Genomic DNA, 17,442 nt, shown 5'->3' with positions numbered 1-17,442 from the left:
TCGAAAGATGAATTCATTGAATTGCGTAAACACGCCAACATCGCCCCTGTAGGAGCCGGCTTGCTGGCGATGGCGTCATAACGGCCACCATTGCCATCGCCAGCAAGCCGGCTCCTACGGGTCGGTGGTGTCTGGTTATGCGGTGTCTCTCAACCAGAGTTTTTCAAAGCGCCAGGTGCTGAACAGCGACTCCTCCGCCGTCGCGCCACCCACGCGGTTGGCCACGCTGTCGAGCAGATCGGCGTAACCCCAGATCAACATGCCGCCGCGTTCGTACTGGATCTGCTGGACCTGGTGGACCAGGGCCTTGCGCTTCTCCAGGTCGGGCTGGGCCATGGCCGCCAGAAACAGCTCGCTGAACTGCGGGTCGTTGAAATGGGTCTTGTTCGACACGGCAAACGGCGCGTCGGTGTGAATCGCGCTGGCCAGGAATGGCGCACCGATGCTGCCGCCGGTACTCAGCGTCCAGTCGTTGCGCAACGGCCCCTGGAATGTAGCCAGATCGACCTGCTTGACCTTGAGGGTCACGCCAATGCGCTTGGCCTGTTCGGCCAGCACCAGCGCTGAAGTCAGTCCCGGACCCGGTGTCGTCACCAGTTCCAGTTCAAGGTTTTCATGCCCGGCTTCCTTGAGCAGTTGCGCCGCCCGCTGCGGGTCGTGAGGGCGCGGCCCCAGGCTGTGGTTGAAGGTGGGATCGCTGGGTGCGTACAGGTCATTGGCCACGCGTCCCTGACCATTGAGCGCCCGGCGCACCAGCTCCTCCCGGTCGGCCAACAGGCGGAATGCCTCGCGTACCCGTGGGTCGTTGAATGGCGGTTTGTCGAGGTTCATGTCGAACGACAGCCAGTTGCCGGTCACCGATTTGACTACTTTCAGGCGTGGATCGCGCTGCAATACCTCCAGCTGTTCGGTGGGCATCACGTTGGCCATGTCGATTTGCCCGGAGCGCAGTGCCGCCAGGCGCGATACCTGATCCTTGAAGTCGATGATTTCCAGCTCATCGGCGTACGGCTTGCCGTCCTTGTAGTAGTTCTCGAACCGCGTGAACAGCGAACGCTGGCCGGGAGTGAAGCTTTTCAGTTTGTAGGGGCCGGCGCCCACCGGGTTGGACACCGGGTGATAGTCCACCGGCACGATCCCGCCAAAGTTGACCCAGGTTTCCGCCAGCGGCATGTAGCTGCGGCCTTCACGAAAGTTCAGGCGCACGGTGCGCGAGTCGAGCTTGACCAGGTTGTCGCGGTCTACCCAGTGCAACAGCGCGGCATAGGGCGAGGCCAGCTGCGGGTCGGTGAGGCGGCGGATGGAGAAAATCAGGTCATCGGCGTCGATGGTCTTGCCATGGTGGAATTCCAGGTCCGGGCGCAGGCGCAGGGTCCAGCTGCTGGCATCGGCATTCGGCTCGGCGAATTCGGCCAGGGCCAGGCGCGGCTGCATCTGCTCGTCCCATTCCCACAGTTTGCTGTACAGGGCAAAGCCGCGAACGATGCCGCTGCCGATGGGCTTGTGCGCGTCGAGGTTACCGCTCTGGTTACCGTCGAGAATACCCAGGCGCAGACGTCCGCCGTAACGCGGCTTGTCGTCGGTGGCGACGGCCACGGCCGGTTTGTCACTGCTCGGGCCGCAGCCGGCGAGCAGTCCGCCACCGAGCAGCAACCCACCGCCCAGCAGCGCGCTGTGGCCGAGAAAATCCCGGCGGCTGAATAATGAGTGATCGTCGCTCATGGCATCAGGCTCCGGCCGGGCCGTTGGCGGAACGCAGCTCCAGCGGCGCTTCTGACGGGCGACTCAGCTGGACGCGCTCAGTGCGAAAGTGCGGGAGGATGTGTTCGCCCAGGCGATAGGCTTCTTCCAGGTGCGGGTAGCCGGCGAGGAAGAACAGATCGATGCCGATGGCGTTGTACTCGCGAATTCGCGCTACGACATTTTCGTAGCTGCCCACCAGCGCGCAACCGGGCGGAATGCCGATGTAGCCGAAGCCGGTCCAGACGTTGGGGTGGATGAAGAAGTCGTCGAAGCCTTGGGTCTCGGCCTTTTGCGCGAATTGGTTTTCGTAGCTGAGCTTGCGCGCGGTGCGCAGACCGGCATGGGCCGCCACAGCCTTGACCGCGCCTCTGGCGATGCCTTCGTCGAAGAACCGCTTGGCTTCGGTGCGGGCCAGTTCCTCGGTCTCCCGGGTGATCACGTCGATCGACAAGCCAAAACGAATGTCGGTGCGCCCGTACTTCAAGGCACGCTCGCGAATGTCGGCAATCAGCGCGGCAATTTCATCCGGATGCTCGGCGCGCATCAGGTAGAAGTCGGCATGTTTGGCCGCGAACTCCCGGGCCGGGACCGATGAACCGGCGGTGCAGATCAGTGGCAATTCGGCTTTCTTCAATGGCCCGCGCAAACCACCGCCTTCGGCTTTGTAGAACTTGCCCTCGTAGTGGAAGTTCTCGTTGTGCCAATAGCCCTTGACCACATCCATGAACTCGATGGCCCGTTCATAGCGCTCATCGTGGTCGCTGAAGTCACCGACCTGGCGCTGAATCGCGTCCGAGCCGCCGTTGATGATGTTCCAGACCAGGCGATTGCCAGTGGCGCGCTGATAGGTCGCGGCTTGTTGCACCGCCACCCACGGCGTGTAGTGATAGGGCTGGAACGCCGTGACGAATTTCAGCGTGCGGGTTTCCCGGGCCAGCAATGAGCAGACTGTCCAGGGCTCCTCGCCGGAGGGCGCATTGACCATCAGGGCGCCGCCGAAACCGTTGATCTCTGCGGCCCTGGCGATCTGCCCCAGGTAATCGATGTAGGTGAAGTGATCGCCCACGCTGAACGCCGAGACCGCGCCGGTACTCGGGCCGCCACGGTGCCAGTCGCCACGGTTGCGCGGGTCGCCGGGGAGGAACTGGGTTTCGCCATGCAGGGGCAGGCGAGTGAAAAATTCAATGCTCATGTCGAGGGCTCCGTCTCACTGCACAGTGGGGCTGCAGATCGGGGTGATGGGCTGGTCGTTGATGACCTTGTGGGCGAAGGGCACCGAGTCCTTGAGCGAGGCGTTGACCGTTTCGCTGTGGCCCAGCCCTTTGTAGAGATGGCCCTCAACCACCGAGCCGGTTTTGCAGGCGTCCTGCATCAGCGCAACCTGGGTCGAGGCCGCCGGGGTTTTGTCCTCGGCACCGGTGCCGATGAAAATCGGCTGGGCCAGTTTCAGCGTCGGGTAGGACACTTGTTTCTGCCACAGGGCAAGCTGGTCGCCCTTGTAGTCCTTTTTCGCATTGGCCGGGGTCAGGCCGACGCCGATCACGTCGCTGACCAACGCCGCCAGGCAACTGGTGCGGGCCTGCTCGAACAGTGGCAATGCCTTGTCGGTGTAGAAGTCCCTGGGGTTGATGCTTGGGTCGTACTGCTGGGCAGCCAGCAAGGTGTAGAAACCGTAGGCGAGGGACGCATCGACTTTGTCCGGGTCCTGTTCACCGACGTTTTTCGCGCCCACGGTGTAAATCACGCCGGTGCCGATGCTGCCTTTGACGCCGAGGTCGGGCGCATAAGTCGGGGCATAGGCCGCCGAGGCGAACGCACCCGCACCGCCCTGGGACTGACCGACGATCAACACTTTGTTGGCCAGCCCCGGAACGCCGGCGACCACGGCCTTGGCCGCATCGAGAATGCCGTAGGCGGCCATGCGATTGTTCAGCAACGGATGGCCACCGGGTACGCCGAGGCCCTGATAATCGGTGGCGACAATGGCATAACCTTCGTCCAGCCAGCGGCTGAGGTACTGCACGTCGCGATAGGACCGGCCTTGCCAGGACGGCGCACAAACGTCCGCGACACCGACCGTGCCGTGCCCCCAACTGGCGACCGGCCAACCACCGGCGGGCGCCTTGCCCTTGGGCAGGAACAAGGTGCCCGACACCACGATCGGGGTCTTGTTATCAACGCCGTCGGTTGAGCTGTAGAGAATCCGTTGAGCGCTGGCCGCGTTGGGCAGGCTCAATGTTTTTTCCAATGGCTCGCTGCGCAGAAGCTTGCCCGGCGTCGACGGGATCGTCTCTTGCCAGGTGTAGAAGGCCGAGACGCGGCCATCACCTTGCAGCGGGTCGGGTTTGGGCGCGTGTGCACCTGCGGCCATGGCACTCATGGACAGCGCGAGGACACTCAGGCCGAAGACGAATTTTTGCGGCAGTTTCATCACAAATTCCCTATTCATGGATTGTTGCTGACCTGGCCACGCAGGGCCGGCCAGTAGTCGGTGAGCTTCAGATCGATCAGCGCCTGGTTGGTAAAACCGGTGGCCAGCGATGGGGTGATGTCGTAGTTGTCGCGAATCAGGTGATTGGCCAACGCATAGGCTGTGAGTGCCTGGTAGTGGGCCTTGAGCTGTTGATCGCTCTTCGGTGCCCAGCGCTCTTTCCAGGCCACGGGATCGTCCGAGTCATCGCGGCGCAGCACGCTTTCTGCCGTGCCTGCGCGGGAGGAAAGCTGGTAGTAGGCGTCCTGATTCTGTTCCTGGGAAATCCACCACGCTGCCTTGACCCAGGCCGTCGCCAGTAGCTGAGTGATGTCCGGATGTTGTGCGACGAAACTGTCGGTACCCCAGAGATCCGACACCAGGCGCCAGTCGTTGGCACCTTGTTTGGTCGACCAGAGAATCCTGCCCACGCCCTTGTCTTCCAGGGCATAGGCCTCGCTGAGCAGCACTGCCGCATCCACTTTGCCGGCGGACACCGCCGCTGCGCCCACTTGTGGATTGAGATTGGCGATCTTGAAATCGTCGAGCTTCAGGCCTTTGCTGGCGAGGAAGTTGCTGAAGGCGAACTCCCAGGGACGACCGCGATGCAGGGCCAGGCGCTTGCCCTTGAGGTCTTCAATGCTCTTGGCCTCGGAGCCGGCCGGAACCACCAGATAGATATTGTTGCCGCTGCCACCCGGGACGATCAGCTTGCCCGGCACGCCACCCGCGCCGGCGATCACCGAGGGCAGGTCGCCGCGCACGGCGAAGTCGATGCTGTTGTTGCTGAAGCCTTCGTTGATCTGCGGACCGGCGCCGGCGTGGGGCAGGGCGATCCAGTCAAGTTTGACGCCGCGTTGGCTCAGTTGCTGTTCAAGCCAGCCGTCCTCGATCACTCGGCCGGCGATACCGCCAAACACCGGCTTGCCACCCTGCGTGTAGGCAACGATGGCGATCTTCACCGAAGCCGGTGCCTGTTCGGCCAGTGCGGTGGCACTGAGCAGTAAACCGGTCAATGCGACCAGGCTGTTGCGCCAGAAACGTTTCATTGAAATCTCCCTGAGTCGACTGTACGAAAAACCACGCGATTGCCCTTGTAGGAGCCGGCTTGCTGGCGATGAGGCCTTCGAGCCTTGCAGCGCTTTTGCGGACGCCATCGCTAGCAAGCCAGCTCCTACAGGGGGGCGTGTCGTTTATGAGTGGTGGGAGGGGACAGAGCAGATTGCATGCCATCGCTCGAGAAAACGGCTGTAGGCCTTTTGCGGCGGGGCTTGTAGGGGAGTGGGTGGTAGTGCTGAAGCGGGCAGGGTGCTGATCTGCAAGCAGGCTGATGCTTGCCAATTGCTGCTCTGGCAGCAGGCCAGGAACAATTGACTGGCATATTCATATTAGGAATATGTAAATACTAATTAATAATTTTTTAGTCTAACAATCTTCATGCACTATTGAGCACGCGCTTTTACTGCCAGGAATGCACCATGTCGCTGATCACTCATCCAAACGCTCGCGAACTGACCAAGTCGGTCCGGGCCACCGTCCTGGTGTTCAAGGACCCGCGCTCCCAGGAACTGCTCAGCCGCATCGAGCGCCTGGCCCCGAGTGAAGCCAATACGCTGATCATTGGTGAAACCGGAACCGGCAAGGAACTGGTCGCAAGGCATATCCACCACCTGAGCCGCAGGGGGCGTGAACCCTTTGTTGCCGTCAACTGCGGTGCCTTTGCCGAAACCCTGGTGGAAAGTGAACTGTTCGGGCATGAAAAAGGCGCGTTCACTGGCGCCACCACGACCAAGGCCGGTTGGTTCGAAGCCGCGAATGGCGGGACGCTGTTCCTCGATGAAATCGGTGATCTGCCGTTGAACATGCAGGTCAAGTTACTGCGGGTCTTGCAGGAACGTGAAGTGGTGCGCCTGGGGTCGCGTACGCCCATTCCAATCAACGTACGCCTGGTGGCCGCGACCAACGTCAACCTGGCGGATGCGGTGGTTGCCGGGCACTTTCGCGAGGATCTTTTCTACCGTTTGCACGTCGCCACGATTCGCCTTCCACCCTTGCGCGAACGGCCGGGAGACATCCTGCCGCTGGCTGAGTTTTTCCTCGAAGAACATTGCCAGCGACTGGGCTACAACCGCGCCACGTTGAGCATCGAGGCGGAACGCAAACTGCTGGAGCACAGTTGGCCGGGCAACATCCGCGAGCTGGAAAACTCGATTCACCATGCGTTGCTGGTGTGCCGCAATCAGCGGGTCGCTCCCGCGGATCTGCACCTGGTGGACATGCGTTCCTCGGGCATCCGCCATGAGCAGGAGCAGGCGGTGCAAACGGGACATGCCGTTGCCGGACCGGTAAACCTGGAAGCGGCGCTCAACGCACTGTTTGAACAGAACATTCCAGACCTGTATGAACACATCGAGGAGACCATCTTTCGCGCAGCTTACCGATTCTGCCATGGCAACCAGTTGCAGACCGGACGGTTGCTGAACATCAGCCGCAATATCGTTCGGGCGCGGCTGGAAAAGATTGGTGAGCTGAGCAAGCCATTGTCGGTCGGGGAGTCGTGAGCATGTTTAACGGCTGTAGGCGTAACGTCCTGCAAGCTACAGCACCTTGCGGCATTGCCTACAGCTACGCCAGAATCCGCCGGCTTGTGCGCCTTGGAGGCCATCGGTAACTTGGTCCGCGTCACTGATTCCCAGTGATCGGGTTTAGCAGCCCGTGGTGACTTGAAGCGCATTGGCAGTCCAATAAGTCAGGTATTCCCCATCCCTGCACTTGATGGCAGCTGTGCGCAGGGCGTCTTCGGGCGCGCCGGTTTCGAGTCTCCCCGGTCTGCTAACCTGCGTACAGCCGCCACCCCTTCGTTTAGCAGCGATTCGGTGACGGCTCCAAGTTTCTGGAGTTCGAATCATGTTGAAAGTTACCCCCGATCCACCGGACAACGACACTTGCCCCAACCCGGCCCTGCACATCATGGCCACCCCGCACAAACCCTCCACCCTGTTCACCATCAACCCCGACATCGACACCGAAACCCTGCTGGTCCACGCTTGCGAATCGCTGGCGTCTGCGAACGTCATGGCCCATGACCTGGCGGGCTTCCTGGAAGGCACGCACCGCAACACCCTGCTGGGTATCGCGCAAGTGATCATGCTGGGGGAGTTGGCGGTGAATCGGGTGTTGGACAGGCTCGATCCGCTGGAATCTGCGTCACACAGTTGACCCCTGTGGGAGCGAGCTTGCTCGCGATGGCGATGTATCAGGCCTGCAAATACCCGCGAGCCAACACACACGCCCGCTCAATCAGCATCGGCGCCATCTCGATCGCTGTCGGCGTGCCCTGGCGGGTGTGAATCCAGCCAAGATACGTGGTGCCGCGCAGCATCAGGAACAGCGCCAGGGTCTTGCGATCCGCCTCGGTCAGTGGTTTTACCGCGTTGTACCCATCGAGCAATGCCGCCTTGATCTGCTCGTAACGCGGGTCATCCAGGCAGAAGTACAGCGCCGTGGCCAATTCGAACATGTGCCAGCCGAACCCGGCATCGTCGAAGTCGATCAGGCGCAGGCGCGGGCCTTCGATCAGCAGGTTTTCCGGTACCAGGTCGGCGTGGATCATGCCGAAATTGCCCAGGTGCCGGCCGTATTGGCGCAAGTCCTTGCGCGCCGTGCGCCGGGCCTGTTGCAGCAGGTCCCGCTGCTCATCGCTGAGCTGCGCTAGCTCCCAGAAACGCCCCCAGAACGGGTTGGCGCCGATCAAGCCTTCCTCGTCCCAGGCATGCCGGACAAACTCGTCCGGCTGTTGCCACTGCGCCGAATGCAGGTGAATCCGTGCGGCGATCGCCCCGGCTTCACGGAACAGGAAATCGATTTCGGTATCGGCCTGCACCCCTGCTTCGGACGTGCCGGCAGTCGCACCGGGCAGCCAGGCGAGCATGTCGATGTGGCGCGGTTCGCCGATGGCTTGATGGGTGACTTCGATCAGATGGCTTTCATTCTGCGCACGGATGATTTGCGGCACGGTGATGCCGGCACCGGCCAGGGCTTCCATCCATTGCAGCTCGGAACGCAGCGCGGCTTCGCAGTGATAGCCATTGCGGTGGATGCGCAGGGCTACCCGCTGGCCATCGTGGCGGTGCGCGGAGAACACTGCGTTCTCGCGGAATTTCACCAGTTCGATGTCAGCGAAATCGCCTTCCCACTGTTGCAGGGCATGGCGCGCCAGTTCGTGCAGTCGGGCGACTTGCTGGTCATGGGGGAGGGTGTGGAATTCAGTCATGGCAGGGCCTCAAATCGCGCTGAGCGCGTTATCCAGCGTGTCTACGAACAGGTCGGCGTGATCACGGCCGAACACCAGCGGCGGGCGCAGCTTGAGAATGTTGTCGCCGGCGCCGATCTTGCTGATCAGCACGCCGTTCTCGCGCATGTCGTTGACCACCTTGCGCGCCTCCAGCCCGGCCGGCTCCTTGCTGGCGTGGTCGCGCACCAGTTCCATGGCGAAAAACAGGCCCTTGCCGCGCACGTCGCCGATGATCGAGTGCTTGCTTGCCAGCACTTGCAGGCGTTGCTGCACATAGACGCCGACGCTTTGTGCGTTGTTCAGCAATTGCTGTTCTTCGATCACATCCAGCACCGCCATGCCGACCGCTGCCGCGACCGGCGAGCCGCCAAAGGTGTTGAAGTACATGGCGTGACGACCGAAGGATTCGACCAAGGCCTTGTGGGTGATCAGCCCGGCCAGTGGATAGCCGTTGCCCATCGGTTTGCCGAGGGTGACGATGTCCGGCACCACGCCGTGCGCCTGATGGCCCCACAGGTGATCACCGGTGCGGCCGAAACCGGACTGCACTTCGTCGGCGATGAACAGGCCGCCGGCATCGCGGATCAGCTTTGCCGCCCTGTTGACGAAACCGGCCGGCACCCGCGGCAGGCCTTCGTTGGCGAACAGGGTGTCGATCAGCAGCGCTGCCGGGCGAATGCCCTGGGCCTGCATCGAGGCAATCGCCGCCGCGATATTGGCCGCGTACTGCTCGGCCAGTTGCGCCTCGGTGGTGCCGGCCGGTGCGTGGTACAGGCACGGAATCGGCACCGCTCGGGCATGGGCGGCGAAGGGTTCCGGCGAGGGCAGGGCGGTGGTGACTTCGGCCAGCGACGCGGAGTTGCCGTGGTAGTTGTAGTCGCTGACGATAATGCCGGTGCCGCCGCTGGCGAAGCGTGCCAGGCGCAGCGCCAGTTCGTTGGCCTCGCTGCCGGTGCAGGTGAACATGGCGGTGTCCAGCGACTCGCCAAACGTCGCGGTCAGGCGCTCGGCGTAGCGCACCACTTGCTCATCCAGATAGCGCGTGTGGATGTTCAGCGTGGTGGCCTGGCGGTGCATGGCCTCGGTCACTCGGGGGTTGCAGTGGCCGACGCAGGGCACGTTGTTGTAGACGTCGAGGTAGCGGCGACCGTCGACATCGAACAGCCAGACGCCTTCGCCGCGCACCAGGTGCAAGGGCTTGTCGTAGAACAGCGGCGAGGCGCTGCCGAGCACGCGATGACGGCGTTGCAGGAGAGTGTCTTCAGGCATGGTCTGGAATCTCGATGGCAGTGGCGCGACGGTTGCGCAGCAGGTAATTGAAAATACACAGGGTGAAGGTCACGGCGAGGGCGATCAGCATCAGCACGTCGAGCTGGAAGCAGGCGGCAATCACCACCAGCGTCAGGGCCAGGCCCAGCCACGCAACCTGTTTGCCGCCGATCAGGGTGAACGGGCGTGGCAGGTCCGGTTGACGGGTCTTGATGCGCAGGTACGCGCCAAAAATGAACAGGTAGCAAACGTTGAGCAGCAACACGACCGCGAGCATCACCGTGGCCGGGTCGACTTCCGACAGCGGCAGACCGATGGCACCGATCAGCAACAGCGCCGGCCAGGGCGTGCCGCGTTTGCCGGTCTTGCCCAGCCACTGCGGGAACAAGCCGTCGCGGGCCATGGCGAACAGTTGCCGGGAAGCGGCGTAGACCAGCGAGAAGAAGGTCGCGATCAGGCCGAACACTGCGCCGCAGCCAATCACCTTGGCCAGCCATGAGCCGTCACCGAAGGCGCTGTTGCTGGACATCGCCGCGTACAGCGGATCGCCCGCCGACCCGACCAGTTCGACGCCACCGGCACCCGGTGCGCACACCAGCACCACCAGCGCGGTCACCAGCAAGGTACCAATGGCTGCCAGGATGCCGCGGGGCATGGTGCGGCCGGGGTTGTGCGCTTCTTCGGCGGCCGAGCCGGTTTGCTCGACGGTGATGAACAGCCAGATGGCGAACGGCACGCAGGCGAAGATACCGCCCAGGCTCACCGGCGTTGTCACGTTGGCCGGCAGTGTCAGCAAATTGGCCAGTTCGACGTGGGGCGCCATGGCCACGCCAAACGTCAGCAGGGCGACCACGGCGATGATGCCTGCGATGAAGGTCAGGCCCATGGCCTCACCGACGCCGCGCATGTGGATGCCGATGATCACTGCGAACAGGGCGATCTTCACCGGCCAGCCGCCGAGGCCGAAAATCGACTCGGTGTAGGCGCAGATGAACGTCGCTGCCGCACCCGTGCCGATGGTCAGCGCCAGCGCACAAGCCACCCCGACCAGATAACCCACGAACGGCCCGAACGCGCTTTGCGCATACACGAACACCCCCCCGGCACTCGGCAGCGCCGTCGACAGCTCCGCCACGCACAAGGCCAGGCCACCGCAAAGCAGGGCCATCAACAAAGTGGCGATCAACATGTTCAACCAGCCACCGGCCGCCAACCCGAAGTTCCAGCCGGAAAACTGCCCGGCCACCACCAACGCAATTCCGAGGCCGGCAATCTTGGGCCAGCCCAGCGCACTTTTCTTGAGCACAGAAATCTCCCGCGACCCGAAGGCCGATTTATTGTTTTAGTGAGAAATGGAGGGGTTCAGCGTTGCATCGCAAGGCCCCCTGAAGCGGGTTGAGCCCTGAAGGTCGGTTTCGATACTACGCCCGGGGTTGGGCGCGGCGGGTGTGTGCGCATGCCATGTGGTTGGTTGTGGGTGCCAGATTTATGTTGGCTGGCGTAGATCACTGTGGGAGCGAGCTCGCTCGCGATGACGGCGTGTCAGGCGGTGGAGATGGTGGATGTGACGGCCTCATCGCGAGCGAGCTCGCTCCCACAGGGGATCTCTGGTGAACACAGGATTTGTGTACGACAGAAATCAAAAATGTGGGAGCGGCGGTGCGGCGATCCGACTTGCCCGCGATGGCGGCGTGTCAGGCGATAGTGATGTTGGATGTGCGGGCCTCATCGCGGGCGAGCCCGCTCCCACAGGGGGCTTTGGTGAACACGGGATTTGTGTATGACAGAGATGAAAAATGTGGGAGCACCACAAATCTCAGATCCGAAAGCTCCCCACCAACTGATTCAATCGCCCGGCCTGTTGCTCCAGCTCGGTACAGGCGCGCAACGTCGCCTGCAGGTTCTCCACCCCTTGCTGGTTCAGGGTGTTGATCTGGATGATGTCGACGTTCAAGGCTTCGACCACGGCGGTCTGTTCCTCGGTGGCGGCGGCCACGGACTGGTTGACGTTGTCGATCTCGCCGATGCGTTGGGTCACGCTGCCCAGGCGGGAGCCGGCGAGGTTGGCGATGGTGACGCTTTCTTCGCTGTGGCGCTGGCTTTCGGTCATGGTGGTGACCGATTCCCGGGCGCCCACCTGCAGTTCCTCGATCATCTGCTGGATCTCCAGCGCCGAGGCCTGGGTGCGTCCGGCCAGGCTGCGCACCTCGTCGGCGACAACGGCGAAACCACGGCCCGCCTCACCGGCCCGCGCCGCTTCAATCGCCGCGTTGAGCGCCAGCAGGTTGGTCTGTTGGGAGATGCCCTTGATCACTTCGAGGATCTGCCCGATGTTCACGGTCTTGTCGTTGAGCACTTCGATGTTGGCGCATGAGGCGCTGATCTTGCCGGACAGTTCGTTCATCACCTCGATCGTGCGCTGCACCACCTGACGTCCATCCTCGGCTTGCTGGCGTGCGGACGAAGCCTGTTGCGAGGCATCGGAGGCGTTATGGGCGATCTCCTGGGCGGCCGCGCCGAGCTGGTTGATCGCCGCCGCCACGCTGTTGGTGCGGGTCGATTGATCGTCGAAATTGCTCAGCGATGAGTTCGACGCATCCAGTACGCGCCGCGCGCCTTCGTTCACACCCAGCGCCGCCGAGGACACTTCGCGGATCGAATGGTGGATGCGCTCGACGAAGCGATTGAAGGCGGTCGCCAGTTGCCCGATTTCATCGCGCGATTGCACTTGCAGGCGCCGGGTCAGGTCGCCTTCGCCCAGGGAGATGTCCTCCATCACTCGGGTCAGCACTTGCAGCGGCCGGGTGATGCGTTGCGCCGTGTACCAGATCAGCATCAGGCCGAGCAGGGCCGAGCCACCGCCGAGCAGCAGTTCCAGCGCAGTGCTTTGCACGCCTTGGACATCGAGCTCTTTCTGCAAGGTAGTGACCGGTGCCAGCAACACGTTCTGCGGCACACCGACCAGCACACCCCATGGCGCGGCACCGGCAATCGGCGACAAGGGTTCTAGGACCGTGATTTGCCGGGCGTCGACAAACACTGTTGGCTGGCCCTGACGCAGGCTGTCCATCACCTCGACGTTGTCCATTGGTTGACCGAGGCGGCCGACGTCCTGGCTATTGGCGGAGATCACCCCGCGCGGGCTGACGATGCTGATCTGGCCGTTGCCATCGAACAGCTCACGGGCGCTGGCCTCGCTGTTCTGTTGCAGGGCGGCGAGGTTGATGTCCAGCCCGACCACGGCGATGACTTTGCCGTTTTCCATCAACGGGAACGCCACGCTGGTCACCAGTTTGCGGCTGCCGGAGGCTTCATCGAAATAGGGTTCCAGCACACAGGCCTGGCGGGTGTCGCGGGCGCAGGTGTAGAAGGCGTTGTACGGCGCGCCGCTCGGCCCCGGCTCGGTGTTGGCGAGCAGGCCTTCGTCACCGATCACCGCTTGCAGTTCACCGGGTTTGCTCTGCACCCAATACAGGGCGAAGCGTCCGGTTTCGTTGCTGCCAAGTTCGGTCTGGTGGACGAAGTCGGCGTCGGAGCCGTCGAGTCCACCGGGTTCGAAAATGACATAAAGCCCGAGCAGGTCGGGCTTGTCGATCAAGGCCTGGTGCAGCTGGGTGCTCAGCTCCTGGCGCAATTGTTGGCGGGTCAGGCTGCCCTGTTGTTGCAACTGTCGCAGGTACAGCAAATAGCGCGATAACCCCTGGCCGTATTCGTGGGTCTGCATGAAGGTGCGTTGCACTTGCATGGCCTGCACTTTGCCCAGGGCCTGCATGTGTTCCCTGGCCGCATTGGCGAGCATGTCGCCGCTGGCCTGGGCCACTTGCTGGCTGCTCTTGTGGGTCTGGTAGAGCGACAGCCCCATCAACAAGCCGACGACCAGCAGCAGGCAGAGGCCGGCGAGGAGGGCGATCTTGCTCTGGATCGTCAGGAATGTTCTGTGCATTGGAAATACCTTTTTCCACGCGGGCAATGGCAGGGCCACTGCCCGCGGCCGAGATTAGAAACCGGTGGCGAACACCACCTGGGCGTAGACGTTCTTGTCGTTGTTACCCAGTTGGGTACCACCGTCTTCGGCGCTCTTGTCCGGTTGGTAGATGCCCACCAGCGGCATCACGGTCAGGTGGTCGTTGACGTGCCACTCGGCGTACAGGTCGACTTCGTGGCCATCGGTGTTGCCCAGGCTGCGGTCGATGGTGTCGTAGTTGAAGTACATCGCGCCGATGTTGAGGTTCGCAAGCGGCGAGACTTTCAGCGTGACGTTCTGGATGCGCGAGTTACTGTTGAACGGCCCGGCGTAGTTGCCCGCGACCTCGCCCTGGAACCAGGTGCCATAACCACGGCTGAAACCGTAGAACAGGGTGTCGTAGCCTTCCGAGAAACGGCTGTAGCGGTAGCTGGCGCTCGGCGTCCAGACCGCGTCGGAGAAGGTCCAGCCGGCTTCCAGGTACCAGGCGTCTTCGGTCGAGGTGTGCGGCTTGTCCTGCTTGGCGTATTCACCGGACAGGAACAGGTCTTTCACCCCGGCGTTGCCCGCCGCGCGCAGGCTGTAGGTCTTCATGCCGTCGCGTTCGAGCTGGATCGGCGAGGCGTACTGTTCGTCGATGTCTGTGGTCTTGATGACGGTCAGGCCGACCGTGCCGGCCTCGGCCACGTGCTCCAGGGTGCCGACGTACATTTCGGTCTTGGCCTGGGCGCGGTTGTCGGACTTGAGCCACATCAGGTCGCTGCGCCAGCCTTCCTTGCCGCCCAGACGCAATACGGCGGTTTCGTCGAAGGCCTTGCGCGCCGCCAGGTAGTAGGCGCCGCCACGGTTGAATTCGCCGTCGGCGAGGCCCTTGCCCATGTTCAGCGCGTCGCCGTCGATCAGGAAACCGTCGCCGACGACGATGTTCTGCCGGCCGAAGGACAGGTCTACACCGTCACTGCCCAGCGCGCTGAACAGGTCGGCCGAGCGCCAGCCGAGGTAGGCGTCTTCGAACTTGGTGGTGCGTTCCGAGCCATCGCTGAAACCGGCGGCATCGCCATCGCCCCAGGTGCCGGAACTGAGCATGTTGCCCGCGCCGTACGCGGTTCCCACACCGCCCAGGCCTTGGTCGAAGCTCAAGCCGTATTTGATGTAGCCCTCGCGCCACGACGAGCTGCCTTCACTCAGGCGGCCGGACAGGGCGTAGTTTTCCTGGCTGTGGAAAATGCCGAACACGGCCTCGAGGGTAGCGTTCAGATGGCTGTCGTCATCGGCGTAGAGTTCATAGGCACCGGCATTGCCGGCACTGATCATCAGCGCGAGCGTCGAGAGACGAAGCAAGGGGGACTTGAGCATGGTGTGGCATCCGTTCTTGTTCTTGAGCGCAGGTTTGCGGTCTGCCCGGATACTAAGTCGCGGCTTTCGATTGCCCTTTTCCCTGTTTGCCAATTAGTTGGTTGTGCATGCCAGATTGGCCGGTTTGGCAGCCCGGCCAATACAACTGGCACGCAGGGCAAAACCTACGTGCCGGCGACCACCGACAATCCTTTCCAACCTGCCGAAGCACCGTTGCCTCGGCGTTTTTAGTGTTGGCGTTCGCCTGCTGGCGGGCGCGTGGATTTTCAAGGTCGTTTTCCTATGTTCACTTCGCTGCGTTTGCCCCTCATCGGCTTGCTGTCCTTCACCCTGGTTCAGGCGGTGTCTGCTGCCGAATGCGCCACGGACACCCATCGTGGTGCCGAAGTGTTTGCCACCGAGTGCAGCGTCTGCCACGCGGTGACCAAGGGCACGACCGGCATGATGGGGCCGAACCTGTTCGGCGTGTACGGACGCAAGTCCGGCTCGCTGGCCGGCTTCAGCTATTCCCAGGCCATGCGTGACAAAGACGTCAGTTGGCAAGCCGAGACCATCACGCAATTGATCACCCAGCCCCAGGCCTACGTACCGGGCACCTACATGCCGTACATGGGCCTGGCTTCCGCCGATGACCGCCAGGCGGTCGCGTGCTTCCTCAAAGAACAACACTGATCAGTCGGATTACTGACTGACAACCAACCACCCCCTGTAGGAGCTGGCTTGCCAGCGAGACGGCCTTGAGTCTGCACTGCCCGTCAAGACGCTATCGCCAGCAAGCCGGCTCCTGCATCTGAATGAAAGGTGATTTATGAGCAACGTTGAAATCCTGCCCCAGGTTGCTGCATTCCTCGAACGTCGTCACGGCTGCTTCATTGATGGCCAGTGGTTGTTTGCCGAGGGCGACAGCATCGCCGTGGTCAACCCGGCCACCGGGCAAACCCTGTGCGAAACCCTGGACGCGCCGCTGGAAATCGTCGAACGCGCCGTGCAGTCGTCGCACAAGGCGTTCAAGTCCGGCGTGTGGTCGAGCCTGCGTCCGGCCGACCGTGAACGCATCCTGCTGAACTTCACCCGCCTGGTCGAAGAGCACGCCGAAGAACTGGCCCAGCTGGAAACCCTGAGCCAGGGCAAGTCGATCAACATGGCCCGCGCGCTGGACCTCAACGCCACCGTGGAATTCATGCGCTACATGTCCGGCTGGGCGACCAAGATCGAAGGGCAGACCTTCGATGTATCGATCCCGCTGCCGCCAGGCGCCAAGTTCACCGCATTCACCAAGCGCGAGCCGGTGGGCGTGGTGGTCGGCATCGTGCCGTGGAACTTCCCGCTGCTGATCGCCGCCTGGAAACTGATGCCGGCCCTGGCCACTGGTTGCACGGTGATCATCAAGCCAGCGATGGAAACCCCGCTGACCGCCATGCGCCTGGCTGAGCTGGCGCTGGAAGCGGGCATCCCGGCCGGCGTGTTCAATGTGGTCACCGGCGGCGGCGCCTCGGTTGGCGGCGTGCTGACCTCGCACCCTATGGTAAGCAAGGTGTCGTTCACCGGCTCCACCGCCGTGGGCAAGAGCGTCGGCGTGGCGTGCATGGAAAACATGACGCGCTTCTCTCTGGAGCTGGGCGGCAAGAACCCGATGATCGTGCTCGCCGATGCCGACATCGAAAAAGCCGTGCAAGGCGCGATACTTGGCGGTTTGCTGAACAACGGCCAGGTCTGCGCCGCAGCGTCGCGTTTTTATGTGCACCGCTCGATCCACGATCAATTCGTCGAAGCCCTGGCCGCCGCCGTCTCGGCGATGCCGATTGGCGCAGGCATGAACTGTGACGCGGCGATCAACCCGCTGGTGTCGCGCAAGCAACAACAAAGCGTGCTCAAGCACATCGAACTGGCCCGCCAACAAGGTGCGCGGGTGGTGACGGGCGGTGAATTGCTGCAAGGCGACGGTTTCTTCGTGCAGCCAACCATTCTCGCGGACATCGACCACAGCATGGCCGTGGCCCGCGAAGAAGTGTTCGGCCCGGTGCTGGGCGTGATGCCGTTCGACGACGAAGACGCCGTGATCGAACAGGCCAACGACAACCGCTACGGCCTGGCCGCGAGCCTGTGGACCAATGACCTGGGCAAGGCGATGAACCTGGTGCCGCGCATCGAGGCCGGCACCGTGTGGGTCAACGCCCACGTACTGCTCGACCCGGCGATGCCGTTCGGGGGCGTCAAGCAATCGGGCATGGGGCGTGAGTTTGGTCGTGCGGTGATTGAGGCTTATACCGAGCTTAAGTCGGTGTGTATCGCGCATTGATTGAGCTGTGGGAGCGACGGATCGTCGCTCCCACGGGTTTTTTCGGT

The 17,442-nt window shown here is 62.6% G+C and carries 13 protein-coding genes and 1 pseudogene; 4 read left to right on the top strand and 10 right to left on the bottom strand.

Going from position 1 to position 17,442, the window contains the following annotated elements; all coding sequences use genetic code 11:
- Positions 1-135: 135 nt before the first annotated feature.
- The 4 genes from EI969_RS03425 to EI969_RS03410 are packed head-to-tail and all read right to left on the bottom strand — an operon-like array spanning position 136 to position 5,262.
- On the bottom strand, positions 136-1,722 hold the full coding sequence (locus EI969_RS03425) for an ABC transporter substrate-binding protein (protein WP_160385937.1): 1,587 nt from the start codon (positions 1,720-1,722) through the stop codon (positions 136-138).
- A gap of 4 nt (positions 1,723-1,726) precedes the next feature.
- Entirely contained in the window at positions 1,727-2,935 is a 1,209-nt protein-coding gene (locus EI969_RS03420) for an LLM class flavin-dependent oxidoreductase (protein ID WP_160385936.1), read from the bottom strand.
- A gap of 15 nt (positions 2,936-2,950) precedes the next feature.
- Entirely contained in the window at positions 2,951-4,174 is a 1,224-nt protein-coding gene (locus EI969_RS03415) for a lipase family protein (protein WP_160385935.1), read from the bottom strand.
- A 14-nt stretch (positions 4,175-4,188) separates the two neighbouring features.
- The gene (locus EI969_RS03410; RefSeq protein WP_160385934.1) at positions 4,189-5,262 is read right to left on the bottom strand and encodes an ABC transporter substrate-binding protein; all 1,074 of its coding nucleotides are present in this window, start codon (positions 5,260-5,262) and stop codon (positions 4,189-4,191) included.
- 429 nt (positions 5,263-5,691) lie between these two features.
- Here EI969_RS03410 and EI969_RS03405 point away from each other — a divergent pair, with 429 nt between their 5' ends.
- Both EI969_RS03405 and EI969_RS03400 read left to right on the top strand, forming a co-directional pair.
- The gene (locus tag EI969_RS03405) at positions 5,692-6,774 is read left to right on the top strand and encodes a sigma-54-dependent Fis family transcriptional regulator (RefSeq protein WP_160385933.1); all 1,083 of its coding nucleotides are present in this window, start codon (positions 5,692-5,694) and stop codon (positions 6,772-6,774) included.
- A gap of 346 nt (positions 6,775-7,120) precedes the next feature.
- Entirely contained in the window at positions 7,121-7,432 is a 312-nt protein-coding gene (locus tag EI969_RS03400) for a DUF6124 family protein (RefSeq protein WP_160385932.1), read from the top strand.
- Between the two features lie 37 nt (positions 7,433-7,469).
- Here EI969_RS03400 and EI969_RS03395 read toward each other — a convergent pair whose 3' ends face one another.
- The 6 genes and pseudogenes from EI969_RS03395 to EI969_RS03375 all read right to left on the bottom strand — a co-directional run bounded on the left by EI969_RS03395 (position 7,470) and on the right by EI969_RS03375 (position 15,096).
- Positions 7,470-8,486 carry a phosphotransferase enzyme family protein gene (locus EI969_RS03395; RefSeq protein ID WP_160385931.1) on the bottom strand — a complete coding sequence of 339 codons (1,017 nt, stop codon included), beginning with the start codon at positions 8,484-8,486 and terminating at the stop codon, positions 7,470-7,472.
- A 9-nt stretch (positions 8,487-8,495) separates the two neighbouring features.
- Positions 8,496-9,776 carry an aspartate aminotransferase family protein gene (locus EI969_RS03390; RefSeq protein WP_160385930.1) on the bottom strand — a complete coding sequence of 427 codons (1,281 nt, stop codon included), beginning with the start codon at positions 9,774-9,776 and terminating at the stop codon, positions 8,496-8,498.
- Positions 9,769-11,082, bottom strand: coding sequence for an APC family permease (locus EI969_RS03385; RefSeq protein WP_160385929.1), 1,314 nt, complete (start codon positions 11,080-11,082; stop codon positions 9,769-9,771). The genes EI969_RS03390 and EI969_RS03385 overlap by 8 nt, the downstream gene beginning before the upstream one ends.
- A 510-nt stretch (positions 11,083-11,592) precedes the next feature.
- Positions 11,593-12,846: a methyl-accepting chemotaxis protein gene (locus tag EI969_RS30890; RefSeq protein WP_371925843.1), complete on the bottom strand. Its 1,254-nt coding sequence runs from the start codon at positions 12,844-12,846 to the stop codon at positions 11,593-11,595.
- Positions 12,847-12,990: 144 nt separating this feature from the next.
- Positions 12,991-13,500 (bottom strand): annotated as a pseudogene (locus tag EI969_RS30885) (cache domain-containing protein); the annotation flags it as partial.
- 273 nt (positions 13,501-13,773) lie between these two features.
- On the bottom strand, positions 13,774-15,096 hold the full coding sequence (locus EI969_RS03375; protein WP_160385927.1) for a hypothetical protein: 1,323 nt from the start codon (positions 15,094-15,096) through the stop codon (positions 13,774-13,776).
- A gap of 282 nt (positions 15,097-15,378) precedes the next feature.
- On the opposite strand from EI969_RS03375, the gene EI969_RS03370 reads away from it, so the two are divergent.
- Together EI969_RS03370 and EI969_RS03365 are read left to right on the top strand one after the other, a co-directional pair.
- On the top strand, positions 15,379-15,768 hold the full coding sequence (locus EI969_RS03370) for a cytochrome c family protein (RefSeq protein WP_150718952.1): 390 nt from the start codon (positions 15,379-15,381) through the stop codon (positions 15,766-15,768).
- A 136-nt stretch (positions 15,769-15,904) separates the two neighbouring features.
- Positions 15,905-17,395 carry an aldehyde dehydrogenase family protein gene (locus EI969_RS03365; RefSeq protein ID WP_160385926.1) on the top strand — a complete coding sequence of 497 codons (1,491 nt, stop codon included), beginning with the start codon at positions 15,905-15,907 and terminating at the stop codon, positions 17,393-17,395.
- Positions 17,396-17,442 lie beyond the last annotated feature (47 nt).

This window comes from Pseudomonas sp. PB101, from assembly GCF_009764265.1.
GTDB lineage: Bacteria > Pseudomonadota > Gammaproteobacteria > Pseudomonadales > Pseudomonadaceae > Aquipseudomonas.
The sequence above is the reverse complement of the archived record's forward strand: the minus strand, read 5'-3'. Positions and strand labels throughout refer to the sequence as shown.